Source organism: Catenuloplanes japonicus (genome assembly GCF_000717135.1).
In the GTDB taxonomy this organism is placed as follows: domain Bacteria; phylum Actinomycetota; class Actinomycetes; order Mycobacteriales; family Micromonosporaceae; genus Catenuloplanes; species Catenuloplanes japonicus.
Genome location: NZ_JNXY01000009.1, coordinates 237,292 through 262,879, shown reverse-complemented (window position 1 = coordinate 262,879; position 25,588 = coordinate 237,292). Strand labels below are relative to the sequence as shown.

14 protein-coding genes are annotated in these 25,588 nt (G+C 71.3%); 6 read left to right on the top strand and 8 right to left on the bottom strand.

Annotated features, from left to right (window positions below; all coding sequences use genetic code 11):
• Positions 1-17: 17 nt before the first annotated feature.
• From ngcE to OP04_RS16055, 4 genes are all read right to left on the bottom strand, one after another.
• Complete coding sequence (ngcE, locus tag OP04_RS16070) at positions 18-1,433, bottom strand: N-acetylglucosamine/diacetylchitobiose ABC transporter substrate-binding protein (protein WP_033340461.1); 1,416 nt, start codon at positions 1,431-1,433, stop codon at positions 18-20.
• A gap of 47 nt (positions 1,434-1,480) precedes the next feature.
• Positions 1,481-2,401 (bottom strand): MurR/RpiR family transcriptional regulator, encoded by a 921-nt coding sequence (locus OP04_RS16065; protein WP_033340460.1) that lies wholly within the window; start codon positions 2,399-2,401, stop codon positions 1,481-1,483.
• 378 nt (positions 2,402-2,779) lie between these two features.
• Positions 2,780-4,117, bottom strand: coding sequence for a radical SAM protein (locus tag OP04_RS16060; protein WP_033340459.1), 1,338 nt, complete (start codon positions 4,115-4,117; stop codon positions 2,780-2,782).
• Between the two features lie 184 nt (positions 4,118-4,301).
• Positions 4,302-7,745, bottom strand: coding sequence for an ATP-binding protein (locus tag OP04_RS16055; RefSeq protein ID WP_085066500.1), 3,444 nt, complete (start codon positions 7,743-7,745; stop codon positions 4,302-4,304).
• Between the two features lie 615 nt (positions 7,746-8,360).
• On the opposite strand from OP04_RS16055, the gene OP04_RS16050 reads away from it, so the two are divergent.
• Positions 8,361-9,311 (top strand): daunorubicin resistance protein DrrA family ABC transporter ATP-binding protein, encoded by a 951-nt coding sequence (locus OP04_RS16050; RefSeq protein ID WP_033340458.1) that lies wholly within the window; start codon positions 8,361-8,363, stop codon positions 9,309-9,311.
• Positions 9,308-10,138 carry an ABC transporter permease gene (locus OP04_RS16045; protein WP_033340457.1) on the top strand — a complete coding sequence of 277 codons (831 nt, stop codon included), beginning with the start codon at positions 9,308-9,310 and terminating at the stop codon, positions 10,136-10,138. The genes OP04_RS16050 and OP04_RS16045 overlap by 4 nt, the downstream gene beginning before the upstream one ends.
• Before the next feature lie 421 nt (positions 10,139-10,559).
• Here OP04_RS16045 and OP04_RS16040 read toward each other — a convergent pair whose 3' ends face one another.
• The 3 genes from OP04_RS16040 to OP04_RS16030 form a co-directional block, all read right to left on the bottom strand.
• Positions 10,560-11,618 (bottom strand): hypothetical protein, encoded by a 1,059-nt coding sequence (locus tag OP04_RS16040; protein ID WP_033340456.1) that lies wholly within the window; start codon positions 11,616-11,618, stop codon positions 10,560-10,562.
• A gap of 91 nt (positions 11,619-11,709) precedes the next feature.
• Positions 11,710-13,194: a CoA-acylating methylmalonate-semialdehyde dehydrogenase gene (locus tag OP04_RS16035; protein ID WP_033340455.1), complete on the bottom strand. Its 1,485-nt coding sequence runs from the start codon at positions 13,192-13,194 to the stop codon at positions 11,710-11,712.
• The gene (locus tag OP04_RS16030) at positions 13,191-14,498 is read right to left on the bottom strand and encodes an aspartate aminotransferase family protein (RefSeq protein WP_033340454.1); all 1,308 of its coding nucleotides are present in this window, start codon (positions 14,496-14,498) and stop codon (positions 13,191-13,193) included. Before OP04_RS16030 ends, OP04_RS16035 begins: the two co-directional genes overlap by 4 nt.
• Before the next feature lie 183 nt (positions 14,499-14,681).
• Between OP04_RS16030 and OP04_RS16025 the strand changes: the two genes are divergently transcribed.
• From OP04_RS16025 to OP04_RS16015, 3 genes are all read left to right on the top strand, one after another.
• Positions 14,682-15,401 (top strand): lysophospholipid acyltransferase family protein, encoded by a 720-nt coding sequence (locus OP04_RS16025; protein ID WP_033340453.1) that lies wholly within the window; start codon positions 14,682-14,684, stop codon positions 15,399-15,401.
• A gap of 110 nt (positions 15,402-15,511) precedes the next feature.
• Complete coding sequence (locus OP04_RS16020) at positions 15,512-16,456, top strand: acyl-ACP desaturase (RefSeq protein WP_033340452.1); 945 nt, start codon at positions 15,512-15,514, stop codon at positions 16,454-16,456.
• Positions 16,457-16,552: 96 nt separating this feature from the next.
• A complete protein-coding gene (locus tag OP04_RS16015) occupies positions 16,553-17,899 on the top strand; it encodes a hypothetical protein (protein WP_033340665.1) in 1,347 nt (448 codons plus the stop codon).
• On the opposite strand, the gene OP04_RS53335 is transcribed toward OP04_RS16015, so the two are convergent.
• Positions 17,878-19,839: a globin domain-containing protein gene (locus OP04_RS53335; RefSeq protein WP_157239876.1), complete on the bottom strand. Its 1,962-nt coding sequence runs from the start codon at positions 19,837-19,839 to the stop codon at positions 17,878-17,880. The two genes, OP04_RS16015 and OP04_RS53335, sit on opposite strands and share 22 nt — an antisense overlap.
• Before the next feature lie 257 nt (positions 19,840-20,096).
• Here OP04_RS53335 and OP04_RS16005 point away from each other — a divergent pair, with 257 nt between their 5' ends.
• On the top strand, positions 20,097-25,520 hold the full coding sequence (locus tag OP04_RS16005) for an ATP-binding protein (protein WP_033340450.1): 5,424 nt from the start codon (positions 20,097-20,099) through the stop codon (positions 25,518-25,520).
• Positions 25,521-25,588: the final 68 nt, after the last annotated feature.

The following is a 25,588-nucleotide window of genomic DNA, read 5'->3' as shown; positions in this document are numbered from 1 at the left end:
GCCCCGCCCGGCGAACATCAGCGGGTGAACTTGGTGATCGACGAGTCGGCCTTGATCGCGTCGGCCTTCTTCTGCATCCGCTCGCAGAACTGGTCCGCGGTCTCCCGGCCGAACATCAGCGCGTTCGTGGCGGTGCGCAGCTCGGTGTCGAGCTCCTTGTACCAGCCGTCGAAGCGGTAGGAGAAGATGCCCGTGCCGGCCGCCTTCAGCACCGTGGAGGCGCTGGTCAGACCGGGAGAGAGCGTGATGCCCTCCTCCGCGCCGGCCACCGAGGTCAGCGACTTGTTGAGCTCGGTGAAGCCCTTGGCGCCGGCCTTGGACAGCATCTGGCGGGCGTACTCCATGCCGCCGCGCGGGTTGGTGCCCTTGGCGGAGACGAAGTAGGGCTCACCCGCGGTGGCGAAGAGGCCGGTCGCCAGCGTGGCGCCGTCCGCGGCCGGGATCGGCGTGACCGCGTAGTTGAAGCCCTCCGGGGTGGAGGCGGCCTGCTCGGCCTCCAGCCACGAACCGGACGGGTAGAACGCGACCTTGCCCTGGTTCTGCTTGAGCTGCACCTCGGTGTGGATCAGGCCCTCGTCGGACTTGTCCATGTACTTGGCGCCGATCTCGGCCCACTGGGTGGCGGCGGTCTTGACGGCCGCGGCCTTCCAGGCACCGTCGGCCAGGTTGTCGATGTTCTTCAGCACGTCCGGGCCGCCGAGCTTGGCGGCCGAGGTGAGGATCGCGAGGTACTGGTAGTACGGCGCGTTCTTGCCGGCGTACGCGTACGGCGTGATGCCCGCGGCCTTGATCGTGTCGAGCAGCTTGGTGAAGTCCGCCCAGGTGGCCGGCACGGTCCAGCCCTTGTCCTTGAACAGCTTCTCCGAGTACCAGAGGCCGTAGACGGTGAAGACGTAGTTCAGCACGTACGGCTTGCCGTTGTACGTGCCGGACTCGATCGTGCCGGCGACCAGCGTGTCCGAGACCTTCTTGGCCGGGTCGTCCACGGACGGGGCCGCGAACAGCTCGGTCAGGTCCTGCAGCTGGCCGTCCTGGATCAGCGTGCCGAAGTCCATGAACTTGGTGCCGGAGTTGTTCACGAAGTCCGGCGGGGTGCCACCGGCGAACCGCGGCTGCAGCGTGGTGGCGATCTCCTGGGTGGCGGAGTGCTTGATCTGCGCCTCGGGGAACTTCGCCTTGTAGAGCGGCTCGTGCACGTCGGTGGCGTACTTCTCGCCGTAACCGCCGTTGAAGATGACGATCTCGAGCGGGGCCTTGCCGTCGACGCCGAGCGGGTTCTCCGCGCTCTTCTCGCCTTCCGCCTGGTCGGCGGGCTCGTCCTCGCCGCCGCCGGTGACGCAGGCGGAGAGGAGGCCCATGGCCGGAGTGGCCAGCAGGCCCGCGGCCGCGGTCCGGCGGAGCAGAGTCCGGCGGGTGAGGTCGTTGTCAGACATGGTGTCGCGACTCCTTGATGACGAACTACTACCTGAAGGCGGAGTTACTACTCTTTGCGGCCCTTGTGCCCGTCGACTGCACGGGCGGTGCGCTGAAAGGCCGCGTGGGATCGTTCGGTGGTCCGCTGCGCTACCGCGATGTAGAGCAGATCCAGCACGACCAGCTGAGGGTGCCGCGCGGAGAGCGCGTCCGGCCGGAACGTGGTGGCCTGCGTCGCGGTGAGCAGGACTATGTCGGCCAGCTCCGCCAGTGGTGCGCGGGGGAAGCTGGTCAAGGCCACGGTGGTGGCACCGTGACTGCCGGCCTCGGCCAGCATCTCGATCGTTTCTCGTGTCTGGCCGCTGTGCGAGATGCCCAGGGCCACATCCCCGTCCCGCATCAGCGCGGCGCTGGCGAGCCCGTTGTGCACGTCGGACCACGCCCACGCCGGCACCCCGATGCGGTGCAGGCTGAACTGAAGCTCCCCGCCGACCAGCGCGCTTCCGCTGGCGCCGAAGATGTTGACCCGGTCCGCGGTGGCGATCGCCGCCGCCGCGCGCTCGACCTCGGCGAGGTCGAGCAGGGCCGCCGTGTCCTGCATGGCGCGCGTGTCCGCGGCCATGAGCTGGTCGAGCACCCGGTCCAGCGGGTCGCTCGGCTGGATCTCACGCCCGATGTCGACCGTCCAGCCCGCCGCGCGGGCCCGGCCGGTCTCGGCCGCGATGTCCAGCCGGAGATCCGCGTACCCCTCGAAGCCCAGGGCCCGGCAGAACCGGGTCACCGTGGCCGGTGAGGTGCCGCTGCGTTCGGCCAGCTCCACGATCGTGGACCGGGCCGCAACGGCCGGGTCGGCCAGCACCTGCTCCGCGACCCGCTGCAGTGCGCCGGTGAACTCCGGCAACCGCGAACGCACCCGGACCAGGACGCCGCTCTCCCGCACGGAGGCATCCGTCACCGTGGTCACCACGGTGGTGTCGACCTCCGTCATCCGCGAGCCTCCGAAAAGAATGTTTACTGTTTGGTGGTAAAACTTCTTACTGCGGGCCCCCTTGTGTCAAGACTTCGGGTGAAGTTTTCAAACCGTTACCGAGGTCGCGCTCACCGACCGTTCACACGTGCGTGCTAACGGAACCCTAAGTAACCGGTTCCACCAGCAAAGACGCAGGCCAGGGGGCGATTACGCCCCGTCAGCGGCACGCGTGGAGCATTAACAAGATCGAAATTCAGCGAGGGTACGGCCGGAAACTCGCCCGGCCCGCACGGAGCGCCGACACGCCCACCGTGAAAATCCGTCTTACCAGAACGGCCCGCACACGAAAAAAGTCGGCAACCCGGGGGTTGCCGACTTTTCGCGCTTTATGCCGTTTTAGACCGTTGCGGGCTTCTCCTCCGCGATCTCCATGTCCGCTGGGAGCGTGTCCATGAACGAGCTCACCGAGAAGACCGCGTTACCGGCACCGGGCGGGCCGTAGCCGGGCGGCGGCAGCAGACCGTTCGCGTCCATCACCGCGCGGTACCGGTCCAGCAGCCGGATGTGGTACTCCAGCGGCGCACCCTCCGGGTTCATCTGCCCCAGCGGCGTGGTCGGCTCCGGGCACCAGGTGGTGAAGCGCGGCAGGATGCCCCGGGACATGAAGTACTCCAGGCCCTCGCCGGTCGAGTCGACGGCCTGCTCCGGCGTCGGGAAACCGGCCGGCGCGGCCATCTCGATGCCGGCCACGAAGTTCGGAATCACGTTCCTCGGGCCGAAGATCTCGGCCGAGTCGAGAATGCGGCGGTGCCATTCCTCGCGGCCGACATAGCGCTCCTTGCCCGGACAGTGCAGCTCGAACAGGCGCTTGTCCCACACCTCGTAATTGGGGTGGTAAATGCGCACGCCGTAGTCGTAGAAACGCTGCACGTCCGCCTTGGGAAGCGCCTGCGCCACGACCTTGCCGATCCAGCGGCCGGGGAACCGCTCCTCGATCGCCTTCGCGTACCGCCCGTAGAAGTCCGCCTCGGCCAGGCCGTCCACCTTGGACGTCACCGAGCCACCGGTGAGCGTGTACGCCTTCGAGGTGCCGAGCGTGTCGTGCTTGTCGATGATGTCCAGCGCCTCCAGCACCTCCTGCACCGGCTTCACACCGGTGTAGGGACGGCCGGCCGCCTTGTGCTGACGCCAGTTGTGGTTGATGTCGCAGTACTGGCACTCTTCCTTCGCGCCGAAGTACTGACACACGCGGAAAACGGTGAGGTAAATCAGGTAGCCCCACTGAATGGTGGGAGCCACCTCCATCACCGACTTACCATTCCGCAGCGCGTGCCGGTAATACTCCGGCATCGGCGGCAGGCCCACGTCCGCGATCTCGCGCCCGTCCAGGTAGAGCTTCGCGCGCCCCTCGGAGTCCGCCGAGATCTTGTACGGCGAGGACGGGTTGACCCGGACCGACACCACGGTGCGTCGCAGATCGTACGGACCACCGGTCAGGATGATCTCCTCCGGCGGGCGGCGCAGCGCGGCCTCGCCCAGCTCCGGCAGTGTCCGGTGGTCGAACGAGAAGATGAAGTACGACTTCGGCTTGACCTCGCCGTCCTCACCGTCGGTGAGCATCGACCCGTCGAAGGCGACGCCGCCGCGGAGCAGATCCTCCTTGATCACGGCCTCTCTGGGGATGTGCGGGAACCTGGACATCAGGTCCTCGACGACATCGGTGCGCCTGTCCATCGCCGCGAATCTCCATCCTGCCGGTGGTCGTGCCTCGACCCCCACGAGCCAATCGTCCGCCCGGCGCGGGGGTGGCCGCCAGGCACGAGTCGCCGGGTCGGCAACACCTCAGTCTCCACCTCATCACCCGTATCCGGCGAACACCCCGGGGGCACTTACCTCTGTGCCGCCTGTCACGCGCGTTTCACACAGTCGGCAGCAGCGCGACCGCGGCCTCGCGGGACAGCGCGCGACCCCGCGCCACCGCCTTCCCGAACGCCTCCGCGCCCAGGTCCGCCGCCACCGCGTCACCGAGCAGCGCGATGTCCAGGCTCAGGCGGTCCGGCCCGCCGCGGATCACCTCCACGGCGCCGAGCAGCTCCGCCGCCTCCTCCGCCCGGCCCCCCGCGTGCCGCAGCAGCGCGAGCGTGACGCCGGTCCGGGCCAGCACCGGAATGTCCTTGACCTCCAGCGCGGTCGCCACCGCGCCCGGGATCGCCGCCCCGGCCGCGGCCAGGTCGCCGCGCTGGATCGCGATCCCGGCCAGCCCGCAGTCGATCAGCACCTGCAGCTGCGGCGGCGAGGACAGCGACCCGGCCGTCAGCGCGCGGGCCCGGAGCAGCTGCGCCTCGGCCTCGTCCGGATAGCCGAGCGCGCCGAGCGCGACGCCGAACGTCACGGACGCGAACACGTGCGACCGCAGCGACCCGGTCAGGTCACACTCCGCGATCACGGCCCGGAACTCGGCCCGCGCCTCCTCCGCGCTCACCTGGCGGGCCAGGATCAGCGCCCGCCAGACCCGCTGGTGCGAGATGTCGTCGCCGGCATTGAGCGTGCGCAACAGCGTGATCGACTCGTCCAGCACACCGAGCGCGTCGTCGAACTCACCGCCGAGCGCCAGCGCCTCGGACAGCTCGGTGAGCGCGGCGGACAGCCCGAGCCGCTCCCCCAGCTCCCGGAAGCACGCGGTCGCGATCTCCAGCTCGTGGCGGCGCGCGGACAGGTCGCCGTCGTTGTCCATCACGTACGACCGGACCAGGTGCATCATGGCGCGCAGCCACGGGTCCGGCGAGTCCAGATGCGCCGCGATCGCCGCCAGCGCGGCCGGGATGTCGTCCTCGAACACGGCCAGCACGGTCTCGACCAGCACCAGGAACGGGTGCTGCCAGGACTCGTCCCGCTGCCGGGCCAGCGCGCGCACCTCCGCCAGCGCCGAGCCCCGGTCCCCCTCCTGGAACTGGGACAGCAGCCGCCCGCCGCGCACGATCGCGCGCGCCTCACCCGGCGCCGGGCCGGGCAGGTCCGCCGTCAGCTCGCACCACGCCGTGGCCTCGGCCTGCTTGCCGGTCACGATCCAGAACATGGCCATTGCCGCGGTCATCCGTACCGCCGTGTCCGCGTCCCCCGCATCCGTCGCGAACCGCAGCGCCGTGAGAAGGTCGTCGTGCGCGCCGTGCAGCCGCGCCAGCCAGTCCAGCTGCTCCGCGCGGCGCAGGTGCGGCTCCGCCTCCTCGGCCAGCGCCAGGAAGTGCCGGGCGTGCGCACGCCGCGTCTCCGGGCCGTCGCCGGACGCGGCCAGACGCTCCGCCGCGTACGCCGCGATCGTGTCCAGCATCCGGTACCGCGGCACGTCCGCACCCGGCGCCACCTGCACCAGAGACCGATCGACCAGCGACAGCAGCACGTCGCCCGGCACGCCGCAGACCGCCTCCGCATCGTCCTGCGTGAACGAGCCCGGGAACACCGCCAGCCGCTCCGCCAGCAGCCGCTCGGACTCGTCCAGCAGATCCCAGCTCCAGTCGACCACCGCCCGCAACGTCCGATGCCGCGGCAGCGCGGTCCGGCTCCCACCGGTGAGCAGCGCGAACCGGTCGTCCAGCCGCCGCACCACCTCCTGGATCGGCAGCGCACGCAGCCGGGCCGCGGCCAGCTCGATCGCGAGCGGCATCCCGTCCAGCCGGCGGCAGACCTCCACCACCGCATCCACGGTCCGCGCGTCCACCGCGAAATCCGGCCGGACCGCCACCGCCCTGTCCCGGAACAGCCGCACGGACGGCCAGCCCAGCGCCTCCGCCGCACTCAACCCCACACCCGGAAGATCCAGCGGGGGTACGGGACAGAGCGCCTCACCACCGATCCCCAGGCGCTCCCGGCTGGTCGCGATGATCCGCAGCCGGGGACAGCTGCCCAGCAGCTCGTCCGCCAGCCGGGCCGCGCCGGCCACCACGTGCTCACAGTTGTCCAGCACCAGCACCGCGTCGTGCGGCGCCAGCAGCTCCACCAGCCGGTCCACGGTCGAGGCCGCCCCACCGGCCATCCGCGCCGCGCCGAACGACGTCACCCGCAGCCGCTGCAACGCGCCCAGCGCGGCCTGCGCCACATCCTCGTCCGCCGCCACCGGCGCCAGCTCGACCAGCCAGACGTCGCTCCTCGGCGTACCCCCGTGATGCTCTTGGGTCGTGGTGGTCGCCTGCCCCCGGCTCGAGGTCGCCGGGCCGGCCGGCTCTCGCACGCTTCCGGTCGCCGCACGGGCCTGGCCTGCGATCTCTCGCGCGCCTGCGGTCCCCGTCCCGCCGGACTCCCGGGCGTCCGCGGTCCCCGTCCCTGCGAGTTCCCGGGCGACCGCGGGGCCCGTCCTGGCGAGTTCCCGGGCGACCGCGGGGCCCGTCCTGGCGAGTTCCCGGGCGGCCGGGACCGCCGTGCCGGTGCCACCCCACGCCGGGTCCGCGAGCTCCTGCGCGACCGTGGTCGCGAGGCGGGTCTTGCCGGCGCCGCCCGGCCCGACCAGCGTGACGAGGCGGCCCTCCCGAAGCTGGCGGTGCAGCAGCGCACGTTCCGCATCGCGGCCGACGAAGCTGTTGACCGCGGCCCGCAGGTTCGTCACCGCGACCGGCGCGGGAGCGGGCTCGGCGCCGCGCAGCGCCGCCAGGTGGATCGCCTGCACCTCCGGCGACGGATCGACGCCCAGCTCCCCGGCGAGACGCTCGCGCAACTCCGCGTAGGCGGTCAGCGCCTCGGCCGTGCGGCCGTCCGTGACCAGCGCGCGCAGGCGCAACGCGTGCAACCGCTCGCGCAACGGGTGCGCGGCGGCCAGCTCGCCCAGCTCCGCGACCAGGCCGGCCGGGACCGCGGCGTCACCGGCCGCGATCAGCTCGGCCTCGGCCCGGTCCTCGGCCGCGGTGAGACGCAGCTCCTCCAGGCGGGCGGCCGCGCCCTGCGCGTAGGGCGCGTCCGCGGCATCGGCGAGCGCGGGACCACGCCACAGGCGCAGGGCCTCCCGCAACGCGGCGCCGGCCTCCTCCGCCCGGCCGGCCTTCAACGCGCGGCGCCCCTCGGCGACCAGGCGCTCGAAGCGGGCCGCGTCGACCGCGTCCGCAGGCAGCTCCAGCAGATATCCGGCGGGCGTCGAGCGCAGCACGCCACCGTCCGGCAGCGCACGCCGCAACCGCGAGACCAGCTGCTGCACCGCCCCGACCGGGTCACCCGGCGTCTCGTCCGCCCAGAGCGCTCCCGCCAGCGCCGCGACGGTCACCGCCCGCCCCGGCTCCAGCGCCAGCCTGATCAGCAGCGCACGCAGCCTTCCGCCGGCCACCTCGACGGCCACCCCGTCGGCGGCCACCTCCAGCGGCCCCAGAATCCCCACGCGCACCAGATCACTGTCTCACTCCCCCGCCTGCTCCGACTCCCCCACCGGGCGCAGCCCCCGCTCATCCCCCGGTCGTAGCCGCGCCCTCGCCTACTCCCGTCACCTCGCCGAGCACCACACTCCTGCTGCACCGGGCGCAGCCCCGGCCCACGTTCCCCCGAAGACCCGATCCCGCGAGAAACGATCACCGCCCCCGCCCCGAAATATCCCCCCATATCCGACAGTCATGGATCGTGACACAAGCCGATCAAGACGAAATGCGGGCAGCGCAAGGCGGGCGGGCGGTGCATGCCCGGCGAGCGCGGACGGGCGTCGCGCCGGGTGGGGAGTGAGCGCGGGCGGAGAGCAGACGGGCGGGTGTTGCTTTGAGGGTGACCAGCCGCGGCACCGGCAGGGAGGAGCGCCGGCGACGACCGGTGCCCGCGGGAGCGTGCGGACCGCAACCACCCGTAAAGCGGGAAAATGCCTTTTGTGGTCTTGATCTGGCTTTTGGGCACGGGGCGCTGACACGGGCCGGTGAAGGCGTGTCAGCGATCTGTGCCCGTGCTGTCAGCGGTGCCGCGCACTCTGGGGAAGTCCCGCCTGACCGGGGCATCCGCACGAGGACGAGGGGTAACGATGACCGCCGCATTCCAGGCTGAGGGCCTGGTGAAACGCTACGGAAAGACGGTCGCGCTGGACGGCGTGGACCTGATCGGGAGGCCGGGCACCGTGCTCGGGGTGCTCGGGCCGAACGGGGCCGGCAAGACCACGGCGGTCCGGATTCTGGCCACGCTGCTGCGGCCGGACGGCGGGCGCGCCACGGTCGGCGGGTTCGACGTGGTCAAGGATCCGGTGAAGGTGCGGCGGCTGATCGGGCTCACCGGGCAGTACGCGTCCGTCGACGAGGATCTGACCGGCCTGCAGAACCTGGAGCTGATCGCGGCGCTGCTCGACTATCGCGGTGCGGAGGGCCGGCGGCGTGCGGTCGAGCTGCTGGACCAGTTCGACCTGACCGACGCGGGCGGGCGGCCGGTCAAGACGTACTCCGGTGGTATGCGCCGCCGCCTCGACCTGGCCGCGAGCCTGGTCGGACGCCCGGACGTGATCTACCTGGACGAGCCGACCACCGGCCTCGACCCGGCCAAGCGCGACGACGTCTGGAACATGGTCCGCAACCTGGTCACCGAGGGCGTGTCCGTGCTGCTCACCACGCAGTACCTGGAGGAGGCGGACGCGCTCGCGGACGAGATATCCGTGATCAACCACGGTCGGGTGATCGCGCACGGCACGCCCGCGCAGCTCAAGCACATCGTCGGCGGCCAGACCGTGGTCGTCCGCCCGCTCGACCCGGAGCACCTGCCCGCGGTCGCGGACATCCTGCAGGGCATCGCCGGTGTGGCCGCGGAGTCGCCCAGCCGCGGCGTGCTCACCGTGCCGGTCGACGGCGACGCCGCGCTCGGCCACGTGGTGCGGCAGCTCGAGTCCGCGAGCATCCCGGTGCTGGAGCTGGCGCTGCGCCTGCCCAGCCTGGACGAGGTCTTCTTCAGCCTGACCGGCCGCCACGAGCTCGAGGAGCAGGCAGCATGAGCACTTCCACCACGTCGACGCGTCTCTCCGATCCGCACGCGATCCCGGACCGTCCTGAACCCAGACCGTTCGCGCTGGTCCGGCACAGCCTCCAGCTGGCCAGGCGCAGCCTGCTGAAGACGATGCGCACGCCGGAGCAGCTGCTCGACGTCACGCTCCAGCCGATGATCTTCATCGCGATCTTCGTGTACCTGCTGGGCGGCGCGATCGCCGGCTCCACCCACGACTACCTGCAGTTCCTGCTGCCCGCGATCATGGTGCAGACGATCATGATGTCGTCCACGGTGACCGGCACCAACCTCAACACGGACATCAAGAAGGGCGTCTTCGACCGCTTCCGCAGCCTGCCGATCGCCCGGTCCGCGCCGCTGATCGGCTCCGTGCTCGGCGACCTGATCCGCTTCGTGGTCGCGATCACGGTCACGCTGGGCTTCGGCTACCTGATCGGCTTCCGGATCGGGACGGATCCGCTGCAGCTGCTCGCCGCCTGCCTGCTGGTGATCGTGTTCGGCTTCTGCCTGAGCTGGGTCTCCGTGCTGATCGGCATGCTGGTCCGCGAGCCCGGTGCCGCGACCGGGCTGGGCTTCCTGGTGATGTTCCCGCTGACGTTCGGCACCAACATGATGGTCCCGACCGACACGCTGCCCGGGTGGCTGCAGGCCTGGGTCAAGATCAATCCGGCTACGCACGCGATGGAGGCCGCGCGGGCACTGATGCTCGGCACCCCGGACGCCTCCGGCCCGGTGCTCAAGACGCTCCTCTGGTCGGCGGTCCTCCTGGTCGTGTTCGCGCCGCTCGCCGTCAGCGCCTACCGCCGCCGCACCTGATCCACCCCGCATCTGCTGCCGCCGCCGGCCCTCTGTCCGGCGGCGGCATGGGCATTCATCTTCACTTCGGCGCCGGAGTCCGGCTTGGTGGGATTCATCGGGCACTCCGTGCCCGAAATTTCGGGAAATAGTGGGCCATGCGTCACTCGCGATCTCACGCCGGCGCCGAAAGCCCAGCAACGCCACCCACCCAGCCAACCAGCCACCCAGCCGCCCGCCTGCTTCCACAGTTCGAGCGCGCGCTTCCAACATCCGGGATCCAAGATCCTTGCATACGCCACCGCTGTTATGTGGCCGGAATAACAGCGGTGGCGTATGCAAGGATCTTGAGTCGCCTTCCCGCCTGGCGCCGGGCGGGTCTTTTGTCCTTAATGCGCAAGCACCACACGGGCCGAAAGGAGCGCGCTGCCGCGTGCGTGTCCTAGCGGAGCTCCTCCAGGTAGTCGTCCATCAACGGCCGGCCGCCCTCGGACCAGAAGGTGGACATGGCCGCGCGCAGAGCGGACTCGTCGAGGCGGGTGGCGTCGGGGATGACTTTCGGATCGATGTATGGACCCGTGATGTCGAGGCTCAGAACCAGGTTGCCGGCACGTACGACGCAGTCGTAGGAGACGTTGACCCGATCCGTCGTCTCCGCGGCGCAGCGGCCCTCGTCACCAAACCCGGTGATGTCCATGGTCGCGCCGACACGCCCCTGGGGGACAGTGGCGTCGCGGGTGTTGAACCGGTAAAGATCCCGAGCGTCGGTAAGGCTGTCCCCCTGCAGCCAGTGCTTCGTGCCGAACTGGGCCAGCATCGACAGGTGCCCCTGCGCGCCACCCTCACCCCGGTCCCAGGAGCACTGCGGCGTCTCGGCGTCGCCGTAGGAGTTCCGGCCCTCGGTCTCGGCCATCAGCGTGGTGAAGACGCTGCCGTTCATCGCGTCGCACATGTCCGGGCGAGCGACGTAGGGCCCGCTCTCCATGGTCACATACCGGATGCCGAAAAACCCGACCGGCAGCACGACCGCGGCGGCGACGATCGCCAGCAGCACGATCAGGACCGGATTCGGCCCCTTCCGCGGTCCTCCGGGACCGGCATGACCCGGGCCCGGCGGGAACTGCGGCCCAGGCTGGAAGGTCTGCGGGCCCGGCGGGAACTGCGGGCCCGGCGGAAAGGACTGCGGGCCGGGCCGGCCGTGAGGCGACCCCTGCTGCACGAACGGCGGCGCGGACTGGGGCGGCGGCGTGAACGGCGGCACGGAATGCTGCACCGGCGGCGCCGACTGCGGATACGGCATGCCCTGCTGCTGCGGCGGCGGTCCCTGCGGCGGATACGGCCCGCTCTGCGGCGCGGACGGCGGATAACCCGGATACGGCGCCGAGCCGTCCGGCTGCAGCTGCGGAGGCTGCTCGTCCGCCGCCGGCGGGTACGCACCCTGCGGCGCCTGCCACGGCGAGGGCTGCTGCGGGTCTTGCGGAGGCTGACCGTTGGGATGCACAAACGCACCCTAATAAATGAAAGCCATCACGTCTGCCCTGCCCAGACGCGCTGTGACCCACAGCGGAGCCACAGCGCGCACCCAGGATGACTCAGCTCTGCGTCGGGAACCCGAGGTTGAGGCCGCCGTGCGACGGGTCCAGCCAGCGGCTCGTGACCACCTTGCCGCGCGTGAAGAAGTGCACGCCCTCCAGGCCGTGCGCGTGCGTGTCGCCGAACAGCGACGCCTTCCACCCGCCGAACGAGTAGTAGGCCATCGGGACCGGGATCGGCACGTTCACGCCGACCATGCCGACCTCGACCTCGTGCTGGAAGCGCCGCGCGGCGCCGCCGTCGTTGGTGAAGATCGCGGTGCCGTTGCCGTACGGCGAGTTGTTGACCAGTTCCAGGCCCTCGTCGTAGGAGGAGACGCGGACCACGGACAGCACCGGACCGAAGATCTCGTCCGTGTAGACGGACATGTCCGGCGTGACGTGGTCGAAGAGCGTCGGCCCGAGCCAGAAGCCGCCGGGCTCGCCGTCCACGTCCGGGTCGCGGCCGTCGACCACCGCGGTCGCGCCCGCGTCCACGCCGGCCTGCACGTAGGAGGCGACCTTGTCCCGGTGCACGCCGGTGACCAGCGGTCCCATGTCGCAGCCGCGCCGCCCGTCCCCGGTCTTGATCTTCGCGATGCGGGACGCGATGAGAGGAACCAGCGCGTCCCCGACCGACCCGACCGCGACCACGACCGAGATCGCCATGCACCGCTCGCCCGCGGAGCCGAAGCCGGCGTTCACCGCGGCGTCCGCGGCCAGGTCCAGGTCCGCGTCCGGGAGCACGACCATGTGGTTCTTCGCGCCGCCGAGCGCCTGGACGCGCTTGCCGTTCGCGGTGCCGCGCTCGTACACGTACCGCGCGATGGGGGTGGATCCGACGAACGACACGGCCTTGACCTGGGGATGGTCGAGCAGTGCGTCGACCGCCTCCTTGTCGCCGTGCACCACGTTGAGCACGCCCTCGGGCAGCCCGGCCTCGGCGAACCACTCGGCGAGCAGCACGGCCGCGCCCGGGTCCTTCTCGGACGGCTTGAGCACGACCGCGTTGCCGGCCGCGATCGCGATCGGCACGAACCAGAGCGGCACCATGGCCGGGAAGTTGAACGGCGAGATGACCGCGACCACGCCGAGCGGCTGCCGGATCGCGTAGGAGTCGACGCCGGTGGAGACGTTCTCGCTGAAGCCGGCGCGGATCAGCGTGGGGATGCCGCACGCGTACTCGACGACCTCGAGGCCGCGCTGCACCTCGCCGGCCGCGTCGGAGAGCACCTTGCCGTGCTGGGCGGTGACGACCGCGGCGAGTTCGGCACTGCGCGCGTTCATGATCTCCCGGAACGCGAACAGCACGGCGGACCGCTTCGCCAGCGACACCTCCTTCCAGCTCTTCGCGGCCTGCGCCGCGCTGGAGACGACGGTGTCGACATCGGCCGTCGACGCGAAGAGGACCGAGTCGGCCACCTTTCCCGTCGCAGGATCAAAGACGTCGCCGGTACGGGCGGAAGCGCCGGACCAGGCTTTTCCGCCCACGAAATGCTGGATCATGCGATCACTGCCTCTGCATCAGCCACCGCGATCGCGTTCACGAGAATCGACAGCCCTTCCCGGGCCTCGTCCTCGGTGAGCGTGAGCGGCGGTCCCATCCGGAGCACGTTGTTGTAGAGCCCGCCCTTGCCGACCAGCAGGCCGTTGCGGCGGCACTCGTCGAAGACGCGCACGGTGGCCGGCGCGTCCGGCTCCGTGGTGCCGGGCCGGACGAACTCCAGGCCGATCATCAGCCCGCGCCCCCGTACCTCCTGAAGGATCTTGAATTTGGGGGCCTCCGCGCGCAGACCGTCGAGCAGGATCGCGCCGGTGCGGGCCGCGTTCGCCTGGAGGTCGTGGTCGAGCACGTAGTCGAGCACCGCGTTGCCGGCCGCGGTGGAGACCGGGTTGCCGCCGAACGTGGAGAAGCTGATCGCGGGCACCGCGTTGATCACCTCGGCGCGCCCGACCACGCCGGCCAGCGCGAACCCGTTGCCGATGCCCTTGGCGAACGTCAGCAGGTCCGGCACCACGCCGTGTGCCTGGTAGCCCCAGAAGTGCTCGCCGGTACGGCCCCAGCCGGTCTGCACCTCGTCCGAGATGAGCAGGATGCCGGACTCGTCTAGGACCTTCTTCAGCGCGCCGAGTGTGCCGTCCGGCGCGTGCACGAAGCCGCCCACGCCCTGGATCGGCTCCGCGATCAGCGCGGCTACGTCGCCGGCGGTCTGCGTGGCCAGCACCTCGCGCAGGTCCTCGACCGCGGCGTCGATGTGATCCGAATCGGACAGCTTGGCCAGCAGGCCGCGGACCCGGTCGCCGGAGTGCAGCCAGGAGATGTTGAGCGGGTTGAGCGAGCTGGCCGACCAGCTGCGGTGACCGGTGATGCCCATGGTGGCGAGCGTGCGGCCGTGGTAGCTGTTGCGGATCGCGAGGATCTGGTTGGAGCGGCGCAGGTTCGTGGCGAACAGCAGCGCGGCCTCGTTCGCCTCGGAGCCGGAGTTGGTGAAGAAGACGCGCGCGTCCGGGATGCCGGAGACGCGGGCGATCTTCTCGGCCAGCGCGATCTGCTGCCTGATCAGGTAGAGCGTGGAGGTGTGCACGACGCCGGTGGCCAGCTGGCGCTCCACGGCCTCGCGGATCTCCGGGATGTCGTACCCGATCATGTTGGTCAGCACGCCGCCGAAGAAGTCGAGGTAGCTGCGGCCGTTCTGGTCGATGACCCGGCGGCCGGCCCCGGAGACGATCTCGATCGGGTCGTCGGGGTAGTAGATCGGCATCCATGACGGCAGCACGGCTCGGTGGCGCGCCAGCAGGTCATCGCTCATACGCACCCACGCTGCCACCGCGCGCCCCCGATGGCAACTGTCACCCTGTCGCCCGGCGCGCCCTCCGGCCTGACACTGTGCCAGTTGATCAGAAACGGACGCGGGTGGTTATAGCAGGAATGCCTTTCCTTCACCTGGCGGGCACAACAGGCGATCCTCAGGTAGGGCGGCTACCGTTACGCCATGTCAGAAGTGGTGTACCCGCCCGTCATCGCCGCGGCGAAGCTCATGTTCAAGGTGCTGGACCTCAAGATCCGGGTCGAGGGCTCGGACAATGTTCCGCGCACGGGTGGCGCGGTGCTGGCCAGCAACCACATCGGCTACCTCGACTTCATCTTCGCCGGCTTCGGCGCGCACCCGTCCAAGCGCCTGGTGCGGTTCATGGCGAAGCAGGAGGTGTTCAAGCACGCGATCGGCGGCCCGCTGATGCGCGGCATGAAGCACATCCCGGTGGACCGCGGCTCCGGCATCCAGTCGTACCGGGACGCGCTGACCGCGCTGAAGTCCGGCGAGGTCGTCGGCATCTTCCCCGAGGCCACGATCAGCACGTCGTTCACGGTCAAGGACCTGAAGACCGGCGCGACCCGGCTGGCCATGTCCGCCGGTGTGCCGCTGATCCCGGTCGCGGTCTGGGGCACGCACCGGATGTGGACGAAGGGCCGGCCGAAGACGCTGACCCGACGGCACACGCCGATCACGATCCTGGTCGGCGAACCGATCGAGGCCGGTCGCAAGGACGACGTGAACGTGCTCACGACCGAACTGCGCCGCCGGATGACCGTGCTGGTCGAGAAGGCCCAGGCGGAGTACCCGGACAAGCCTGCGGAGGGCGAGGACCCGTGGTGGCTGCCTGCGTACATGGGTGGCACGGCGCCGCAGCCGGCGGCCGCACCGGCATCCTGACCTGCGGCGTGTAGTTACCGGCGCGTTGCGTAACGGCCTGTCGCGGTGGTTTCAAAGCAGCGAACCTACGGTACCGTAACCGTAGGTTCGTTACGCCCCCTGGAGGTCTCGTGACCGTCGACCAAGCAACCACGCGAGCGCTTCTGCTGGAGCTGGAGCCCGTGGTGGAGACCAACCTGAACCGGCACATCGGCCTGGCCAAGGAGTGGTTCCCGCACGAGTACGTTCCGTGGTCCGACGGCACCAACTTCGACGGCCCGCTCGGCGGCACCGCCTGGACGCCGGACCAGTCGAAGCTCTCCGACGTGGCGCGCACCTCGCTGATCGTCAACCTGCTCACCGAGGACAACCTGCCCAGCTACCACCACGAGATCGCGTCCATGTTCGGCCGCGACGGCGCGTGGGGCGACTGGGTGCACCGCTGGACCGCGGAGGAGGGCCGGCACGGCATCGCGATCCGCGACTACCTGCTGACCACGCGCGCGGTGGACCCGATCGAGCTGGAGCGCATGCGCATGACGCACATGTCGACCGGCTTCGAGAACGACCACGACCAGACGATCCTGCACTCCATCGCGTACGTGTCGTTCCAGGAGCTGGCCACGCGCGTCTCGCACCGGAACACCGGCAAGTTCTCCGGCGACCCGGTCTGCGACGCCATGCTGCAGCGCATCGCCACCGACGAGAACCTGCACATGGTCTTCTACCGCAACCTGCTGGAAGCCTCGCTCCAGGTCTCGCCGAACCTGGCGATGCGCGCCATCTCGGACGTGGTCCGTAACTTCCAGATGCCCGGCCACGGCATCGAGAACTTCTCCCGCAAGTCCGTCCAGATCGCCATGGCCGGCATCTACGACCTGCGCATCCACCACGACGAGGTGCTGCTGCCGGTCCTGAAGAAGCTCAAGGTCCTCGAGACGCCGAACCTGACGGACGACGGCGCCAAGGCCCGCGACGAGCTCGGCGAGTTCATGGCCCAGCTGGACTCGCAGGCCACCCGCTTCACCGACCGCCGCGAGGCCAACCGCGCCCGCGCGGCCGCCCGCAAGGGGTAAGCCCTCCTGAACCGCGCACTCGCTACCGGCCGGGGCTACCATTGCGCCCGGCCGGGAGGCGGCCGGCGGGCACGGCGAAGGGCTGAATCGGTGGCGTTGAGCGCGGACGAGATCCGGGGGCGGGACCTCTTCACGGCCGAGGGGTACGACCTCGATCCGGCGACGGGGACTGTCGCGCTGCACTACGCGCTGACCGGGCCCGGCGTCGCGCCGCTGCGCTTCACCGAGACCGTGACGCTGCCGGCGCCGGAGACCGCGCCGGGCGAGGACGCGCTGGCGCGCACGCGCCGGGTGCTGGAGCTGCTGCTGATCGCGGCCGGCGTCTCCTACTACAAGGTGGCGGCGCCGGCGCGGATCGCGCTGCCGCACGCGCTGGGCGAGGCGGCGCGGACGTGGGCGACCGCGGTCTACACCAAGGGGATGGGCGAGTTCGCCTACCGCAACGCGCTCCCGCACGTGCTCACGGTCGGTATCCGCACGCCGGATCGCGCGCCCGCACCCGTACCCTCGCATGCCCTTGATCTTGATCTTAGGCCGTTGTCCGCGGTCGGTGGCGGCAAGGACTCGATCGTCACGCTGGAGGCGCTCCGGGCTGCGGGGCGGGACCCGGTGCCGTTCTCGGTGAACCCGAACGGCGTGATCGAATCGGTCAACGCGGCGTCCGGCCTGACCGCGCTGAAGGCCCGCCGGAAGATCGACCCGCTGCTGTTCGAGGTGAACAAGGCGGGCGCGCTGAACGGGCACGTGCCGGTGACCGCGGTGAACTCGCTGATCGCGGTGGCCACGGCCGCGTTCAACGGGCTCGGCCCGGTCGTCATGTCGAACGAGCGCTCCGCCTCGGATCCGAACCTGGTGTGGCACGGCGTCGAGATCAACCACCAGTGGTCGAAAGGCGTGGAGGCCGAGGGGCTGCTACGGGACGCGCTGGCCGCGCACGCCGGGCTGACGAACGCGTACTTCTCGCTGCTCCGGCGGCTGTCCGAGCTGCACATCGCGCGGCTGTACGCGGAGACCGACCGCTACGACGACGTGGTGACCAGCTGTAACCGGGCGTTCCTGCTGCACAACGCGACCGCCCGGTGGTGCGGCGACTGCCCGAAGTGCCGGTTCGTGTTCCTGGCCATGGCGCCGTCGATGGACCGGGACCGGCTGCGCCGCATCTTCGGCAGCGACCTGCTGGCCCAGGAGAGCCAGATCCCGGGCTTCCTGGAGCTGCTCGGCGTGGACGCGCACAAGCCGTGGGAGTGCGTCGGCGAGGTCGAGGAGTGCGTGGTCGCGCTGGACCTGCTCCGGAAGTCGCCGGAGTGGCAGGACGAGCCGGTGGTGAAGGCGCTGGCCGACGCCGTGCCCGCGTCCGCGTGGGAGACCGCGGCGCACTCCGCGGTGTTCACGCCCGGCGGGCCCGCGTTCGTGCCGGACAGCTACCCGGCCGTAGGGAAGTAGACCCGCGCGAACACGCCGGTCAGCGACGCGATCAGCGCGGGCGGGCCGTCCACGTAGACGTCGCACTCGGACCAGTCCGCTGCGGTCGCGGCCACGTGCGCCAGACTGCCGCCCAGGAAGCGGCCCTGCGGACCGGCCGCGACCACCACCTGCACCTCCGCGTCCAGGCACTCGGCCGCGATCGCGCGCAGCGGCTCCAGGTCGTAGAGGTCCGCGACCGTGCGCACGCCGACGAACAGCCGCACGGCCCGCCGCTGCCGCCGCCACGCCACCTCGGTGAGCAGTGCCTTCATGGTGGCGACGCCGGGACCCTCCGCGACCATCAGCAGGTCCCGGAGGGACCCGCGGTCGACCGGCAGGTGCTCGACGGCCGGGTGCAGGCGGACGCGCTCGCCCGGCTCCGCGTCCCGCAGCAGCGCCAGGCCGGTGTAGTCGGTCGGCCGTGACTCCACGTGCACCTCGATCGTGTGGTCCGGCGTGGGCGGGTTGCCGATCGGATAGGCGTGCGTGGCGCCGTCCGCCTCCAGCACCGCGTACTGCCCGGCCCGGTGCGGGTAGGGCAGGTAGGTGCGGATCCACAGGATGGACAGGTCGTCGCGCCAGTCCTGCCGGGCCACCACCGTGCCGAGCCAGGTCAGCGGCGCGTACCCGGCGTCCTCCTCGCCCTGCTGCAGCCACTGCGCGGCCAGCTTCCAGGTCGAGCGCCAGGCCACGTCGTGCTCCGGCCGCCAGGCACCGCCCATGCTGGCCCGCAGCGCGTCCAGCATCGCCATCCCGAACGCGTCTATGTGCGCCCGCTGCACGCCGAACTCGCGCAGCACCGGGCCGAGCTGCCCGCAGCCGGCCGCCAGCACCTGCGGCTGGTCCAGGTTGTCGACCAGCCAGTTCAGCGCGTCGTGCAGCTGCTGCCGGTGCACCTCGGCGCTGGGCGGGAAGAGCGGGCGCAGCTCCGGGCGGGCGGTGAAGAGGTGGTCGTCCAGCAGGTGCACGGCGTCGTCGACGGATCCGACCAGTTGCAGGGATTCCCGGAGCCGGGTCTGGAGCGCGTGCAGCGCGGACTCCTCGCCGGGGCGGAATCCGTCGACCGGCGCTCCCGGACCGGCCGCGGGTCGTTGCGGGCTGACCCTGATCGGGACGACCGCCTCCCACGACGGGATGCCCACCCCATAGGGCACAGGCGATCCGGGGGTACGGGGAGGGAGCGCGCCGGGCCCGGCCGTGTTCTCGGGGTAGGGACAGGCGGGGGCGCCGGTGGGCGGGCCGGGGATGTAGGGGGCTGGAACGGTGCTGCCCGGGACCGTCGGCGGCGGCATGCCCGGGACCGCCGGCGGCATTCCCGGGATCGTCGGCGGCGGCGTGCCCGGGATCGTGGGGGCCGGGAGAGCGGGAATCGCGGGGGTGGGAAGGCCGGGAATCGCGGGGGCGGGGGTGCCGGGAATGCCGGTTGGAGGGCCGGCCGGGCCGCCGGGGACCGTGCCCGGTGGCGCGGTGTTGCCCGGGATCGTGGGTGGCGGGGTGCCGGGTTGGCTCTGGACAGGCTGGCCCTGACCCTGACCCTGACCGCCCGGTCCCGCCGTCGCGGGGAACGGCACGGTCGGGCCCGGTGGGAACGCGGCGGTCCCGGCGCCGTAGCGCCCCTGCGGTGCCGCGTTCCTCGGCGCCGCGCTGCCGCGCGGCAGACCCGGCGGCAGCCCTGACGTGCCCTGCTGCGTACCCCCGGCCTGCTGTGTCGCTGTGTGTTGCGCCGCCTGCTGGGCCGCGGTGCCGCCCATCGGGACCCAGGTCTGCGCGGGCTGCGCGGCCGGGGGCGCGGTGTAGGGGGCCGGGACCGGCGGGACGTTACTGTGAGCGTTCGGCAGCTGCTCGACGACCTTGCCGACGCGCAGCGCGTGCAGCAACGCCTGCAGGTCCCGGTGTCCCGCACCGCCAACGTGGGTCACCCTGTGCATTCTCCCGAAACCGAGCCCGCCTCGCGACTACCTTGCGGGGATAGCACCCGGTTTGCACCAGTTACCCGGGGGCCGGGATCGGGCGGGGTGTGGGTTCTCTCCATGTAGAGTTGTCGGGTTCCAACAACTGGGGACCGCGTCCAGTGGCGGGTCCAACGGTTCCATACCGACCGGTAACGACGAAGCTTGGTACGGGGCCCGACCGGGGGCCCCGCTACGTTGTGTACGCACTTTGGGAGGCTCGGTCGGTGTTCAACCGCATCGCCATCGTCAACCGCGGAGAGGCCGCCATGCGGCTCATCCACGCCGTCCGCGAACTGAACGCCGAGACGGGAACATCGCCGATCGAGACCGTCGCGCTCTACACGGACGGCGAGCGTTCCGCCACGTTCGTCCGTGAGGCCGACCGTAGCTACTGCCTCGGGCCGGCCTCCGCCCGGCCGTACCTGGACCATGCCGTCCTGGAGCGCGCGCTCATCGCCACCGGCGCGGACGCGGCCTGGGTCGGCTGGGGCTTCGTCGCCGAGGACCCCGCCTTCGCCGAGGTGTGCGAGAAGATCGGCGTCACCTTCATCGGCCCGAGCCCGGATGCGATGCGCAAGCTGGGCGACAAGATCGGCGCCAAGCTGATCGCCGAGGAGGTCGGCGTCCCGGTCGCGCCGTGGAGCCGCGGCGAGGTCGCGAGCCTGGAGGCCGCCAAGGAGGCCGCGGCGAACATCGGCTACCCGCTGATGCTCAAGGCGACCGCGGGCGGCGGCGGGCGCGGCATCCGCGTGGTGCGCAGCGACGACGAGCTGACCGACGCGTACGAGCGGACCAGCCTGGAGGCCGAGCGCGCGTTCGGCAGCGGCATCGTGTTCCTGGAGCGCCTGGTCACCGGCGCCCGGCACATCGAGGTCCAGGTGATCGCGGACGGTCAGGGCAGCGCCTGGGCGCTCGGCGTGCGCGACTGCTCCGTGCAGCGCCGCAACCAGAAGGTCATCGAGGAGTCGTCCTCCGTCGTGCTCACCCGCGAGCAGGCACGCGAGGTCAAGGCGTCGGCGGAGCGGCTGGCGCTCGCGGTGGACTACCGCGGCGCGGGCACGGTGGAGTTCCTCTACCACCCGGGCGAGAAGCTGTTCGCGTTCCTCGAGGTGAACACGCGACTGCAGGTCGAGCACCCGATCACCGAGGAGACCACGGACTTCGACCTGGTCAAGGCGCAGATCCACGTCGCCTCCGGCGGGAAGCTGGGCGAGCTGATCCCGGCCGAGAAGGGCCACGCGGTCGAGGCGCGGCTCAACGCGGAGGACCCGGACCGCGACTTCGCGCCGTCCCCGGGGCGGATCGTGCGGCTGGCGCTGCCGAGCGGGCCGGGCATCCGGGTGGACACCGGCGTCAGCGAGGGCGACCTCATCCCGGCCGACTTCGACTCCATGATCGCGAAGATCATCGCGTACGGGCGTACCCGGGACGAGGCCCTCGGTCGCCTGCGACGGGCCGTCGCGGAGACCATGGTGATCATCGAGGGTGGCGCCACCAACAAGAGCTTCATCCTGGACCTGCTGGACGCGCCCGAGGTGATCGACGGCAGCGCGGACACCGGCTGGATCGACCGGGTCCGGGCCGAGGGCCGGCTGGTCTCCACGAAGCACTCCGGCATCGCGCTGGCCGCGGCCGCGATCGAGGCGTACGAGGACGAGGCGCAGGTCGAGCGGCAGCGGCTGCTCTCCACCGCGCACGGCGGCCGCCCGCAGGTGCAGCACAAGAGCGGCCGGCCGATCGACCTGAAGCTGCGCGGCGCGACCTACCGGGTCACCGTGGCGCAGACCGGCCCGCGCCGGTTCCGGGTCGGCATCGGCGAGGCCGCCGCGCTCGACGCGGAGCTGGACCGCTTCGACGCGCACACCGGCCGGATACTGGTCAACGGATCCCGGTTCCGCCTGGTGACGGACACACACGGCCCGATCCACCTGGTCGAGGTGGACGGCGTCACGCACCGGGTCAGCCGCGACGAGGGCGGCGTGCTCCGCTCCCCCGCGCCCGCACTGGTCGTCGCCACGCCGCTCGCGGTCGGCGACGAGGTCGAGGCCGGCGCGCCCGTGCTGGTGCTGGAGAGCATGAAGATGGAGACGGTGCTGCGCGCGCCGTTCAAGGCCAAGGTCCGCGAGTCGCTGGTCACGGTCGGCAGCCAGGTCGAGACCGGCGCGCCGCTGATGCGCCTGGAGCCGGTCGCGGACGACGACGCCGCCGTCGCCGAGGTGACCGAGGCCGTCGACCTGGACCTGCCCGCCTCCGTGGACGGGCTGTCGGCCGAGGCGCGCGTCGCGCACCACATCTCCGAGCTGCGCAGCCTGCTGCTCGGCTACGACGTGGACCCGCACGACGAGAAGCGGGCGATGGCGTCCTACCTGGCCGCGCGCGCGGAGCTGAGCCACCGGCCGCTGGAGGAGGAGGCCGGGCTGCTGGAGGTCTTCGCGGACCTGTCCGAGCTCAGCCGCAACCGGCCGGCCGGCGAGGAGGCGTCCGCGGACACGCGGGTGCACAGCTCCCGGGAGTACTTCCACGCGTACCTGCAGTCGCTGGACGTGGACCGGGCCGGGTTGTCCGACACGTTCCGCGGCCGGCTCGCCCGGGTGCTCGCGCACTACGGCGTCACCGACTTCGCGCGGACGCCGGAGCTGGAGGAGGCGGTCTTCCGCATCTTCCTGGCTCAGCAGCGCGCGTCCGCGGACGTGTCCGTGATCGTCACGTTCCTGCAGCGCTGGCTGACCGAGCCGCTGCCCGGCGACGGGCTGCGGGAGCTGGTCAGCGGCGCGCTGGAGCGGCTGATCGCGGCCACCCAGGTGCGTTTCCCGGTCATCGGCGACCTGGCCCGCTCGATCGTGTTCCGCTGGGCTGCCCAGCCGATGCTGCGGCGCCGGCGCGCGGAGGTGTACGCGGAGGTCCGCAGCCACCTGCGCCACCTCGACCAGCACCCGGACGCGCCGGACCGCGGCGAGCGGATCGCGGCCATGGTGTCGTCGTCGGAGCCGCTGGTCCGCATCCTCGGGCAGCGGATCGGGCGTCCCGGCGCGGATCACGGCCCGATGCTCGAGGTGCTGAGCCGCCGCTACTACGGCAACCGCGGGTGCGCGGATCCCCGTACCGTGGAGGTCTCGGGCTTCTGCTTCTTCACCGCCACCTATCCGGAGCTGCGCCTGGTCGCGGTCGCGGCCGACTTCGACTCGCTGGCGTCGGCACTGTCGGCGGCCTCCGGGTTGCTGGACGGCACGTCGGTCGCCGACGTGTACCTGACGTGGGACGGGCAGCCGTCGCCGGACGAGATGGCGGCCGCTCTCGGGTCGGTGCTCACCGCGTCCGGACTGCTGAACTCGGCGCGCCGGGTCACGTTCTCCGTGGCCGGCACCAGCGGCGCAGCCATGCACCACCACTTCACGTTCCGTGCTGACGGTCTGGAGGACCGGGTCATCCGCGGCCTGCACCCGCGGATCGCGGACCGGCTGCAGCTGCCGCGCTGGGAGAAGTTCGACCTGACCCGGCTGCCGTCCGCGGACGAGGAGGTCTACCTCTTCCGCTGCGTCGCCCCGGAGAACCCGGCCGACGAGCGGCTCGCCGCGATGGCGCAGATCCGCGACCTGACGCCGCTGCGCGACGGGGACGGCCGGATCGTGGCGCTGCCCGCGGTCGAGGGCGCGCTCGACGCCTGCCTGGACGCGATCCGCAAGGTCCAGGCGCAGCGCCCGGCCAAGAAGCGGTTCGACACCAACCGCATCACGCTGTACGTGTGGCCGCAGGTCGAGCTGTCGATCGAGGAGCTCAACGCGGTCGCGCAGCGGGTGCTGCCGGTCACGGCCGGCGCGGGCCTGGAGGAGGTGCAGTTCATCGGCCGTCAGCGGGACGCGGCGACCGGTGAGCCGCGGGAGATCGCGGTGCGGCTGTCATTCGAGGCGGGTATGGAGGTGTCGTTCACGGCTCCTTCCTCTGCTCTGATCGAGCCGCTGGACGACTACCGGTCGAAGGTGGTCGCGGCGCGGCGGCGGGGGACGACGTACCCGTACGAGCTGACCTCTCTGCTGGGTTCGTTCACGGAATACGATTTGTCCGACTCGGGCGTTCTGGAGCCGGTCGACCGGCCGCACGGGCAGAACAAGTCCGGCATCGTGGCCGGTGTGGTGAGCACGCCGACGCCGCGATACCCGGAGGGCGTTTCTCGCGTGGTGCTGCTCGGCGACCCGACCAAGGCGCTGGGCGCACTGGCCGAGGCGGAGTGCCGGCGGGTCATCGCGGCGCTCGACCTGGCCGCTGCGCTTCAGGTGCCGGTGGAGTGGTTCGCGCTGTCCGCGGGTGCGCGGATCTCGATGTCGTCCGGCACCGAGAACATGGACTGGGTGGCGGCCGCGCTGAAGCGGATCGTGGAGTTCACCCAGGACGGCGGCGAGATCAACATCGTGGTCGCGGGCATCACGGTCGGCGCGCAGCCGTACTGGAACGCCGAGGCCACGATGCTCATGCACACCCGCGGCATCCTGATCATGACGCCGGACTCGGCCATGGTGCTGACCGGCAAGCAGTCACTGGACTTCTCCGGCGGCGTCTCCGCCGAGGACAACTTCGGCATCGGCGGGTACGACCGGGTGATGGGCCCGAACGGCCAGGCGCAGTACTGGGCGCCGGACCTGGTCGCGGCACGGGACCTGCTGATGACGTACTACGACCACTCGTATGTGCTGCCGGGTGAGTCGCGGCCGCGGCGGGCCGTCTCTTCCGACCCCGTCTCTCGCGATATTTCGGACTTTCCGCATTCGGTGCCGGACAGCGACTTCACGACGGTCGGGCAGATCTTCTCCTCCGCGCACAACCCGGACCGGAAGAAGCCGTTCGACATCCGCACCGTGATGCGGGCAGTGTCGGACCAGGACCACGTGATCCTGGAACGGTGGGCCGGCATGGCCGACGCGGAGACCGCCGTGGTGCAGGACGTACACCTCGGCGGCATCCCGGTCACGCTGCTCGGCATCGAGTCCCGCTCGGTGCCGCGCCGCGGCTTCCCGCCCACCGACGGCCCGGACACGTACACCGCGGGCACGCTGTTCCCGCGCTCGGCCGCCAAGGCCGCCCGCGCGATCAACGCCGCGTCCGGCAACCGCCCGCTGGTGGTGCTGGCGAACCTGTCCGGCTTCGACGGCTCCCCCGAGTCGATGCGGCGGCTGCAGCTGGAGTACGGCGCCGAGATCGGCCGGGCCATCGTCAACTTCGACGGCCCGATCGTCTTCTGCGTGATCTCCCGCTACCACGGCGGCGCGTTCGTGGTCTTCTCGAAGGCGCTCAACCCCCGGATGACCGTGCTGGCCGTCGAGGGCTCGTTCGCGTCCGTGCTGGGCGGGGCGCCGGCTGCCGCCGTGGTCTTCTCCGGCGAGGTGAACGCGCGGACCGCGAAGGACGCGCGGGTGACGTCGCTGGAGGCCGCTGTGGCCGCCGCCTCCGGCACCGACCGGGCCGGCCTCAACGCCGAGCTGGCCGAGACCCGCTCCTCGGTCCGCGCCGAGAAGCTGGGCGAGGTCGCCGCCGAGTTCGACGGCATCCACAGCATCCGCCGGGCAGTCGAGGTCGGCTCGGTGGACGCCATCATCAGCGCCGCCGAACTGCGCCCCCAGATCATCGCCGCGATCGAGCGGGGTCTGGACGGCTAGCTCGTCCCGAAGCAGGGCCGGTCCTCGGTGAGGACCGGCCCTGTTCTGTTTCTCGCGGTCGCCTTGGC

Excerpts from the sequence above, each read along its gene's own strand:
- OP04_RS16050 (WP_033340458.1), top strand. The coding sequence starts at position 8,361 with ATGACCGCCGCATTCCAGGCTGAGGGCCTGGTGAAACGCTACGGAAAG.
- OP04_RS16060 (WP_033340459.1), bottom strand. The coding sequence starts at position 4,117 with ATGGACAGGCGCACCGATGTCGTCGAGGACCTGATGTCCAGGTTCCCG.
- OP04_RS16035 (WP_033340455.1), bottom strand. The coding sequence starts at position 13,194 with ATGATCCAGCATTTCGTGGGCGGAAAAGCCTGGTCCGGCGCTTCCGCC.
- OP04_RS16025 (WP_033340453.1), top strand. The coding sequence starts at position 14,682 with ATGTCAGAAGTGGTGTACCCGCCCGTCATCGCCGCGGCGAAGCTCATG.
- OP04_RS16065 (WP_033340460.1), bottom strand. The coding sequence starts at position 2,401 with ATGACGGAGGTCGACACCACCGTGGTGACCACGGTGACGGATGCCTCC.
- ngcE (WP_033340461.1), bottom strand. The coding sequence starts at position 1,433 with ATGTCTGACAACGACCTCACCCGCCGGACTCTGCTCCGCCGGACCGCG.
- OP04_RS16030 (WP_033340454.1), bottom strand. The coding sequence starts at position 14,498 with ATGAGCGATGACCTGCTGGCGCGCCACCGAGCCGTGCTGCCGTCATGG.
- OP04_RS16045 (WP_033340457.1), top strand. The coding sequence starts at position 9,308 with ATGAGCACTTCCACCACGTCGACGCGTCTCTCCGATCCGCACGCGATC.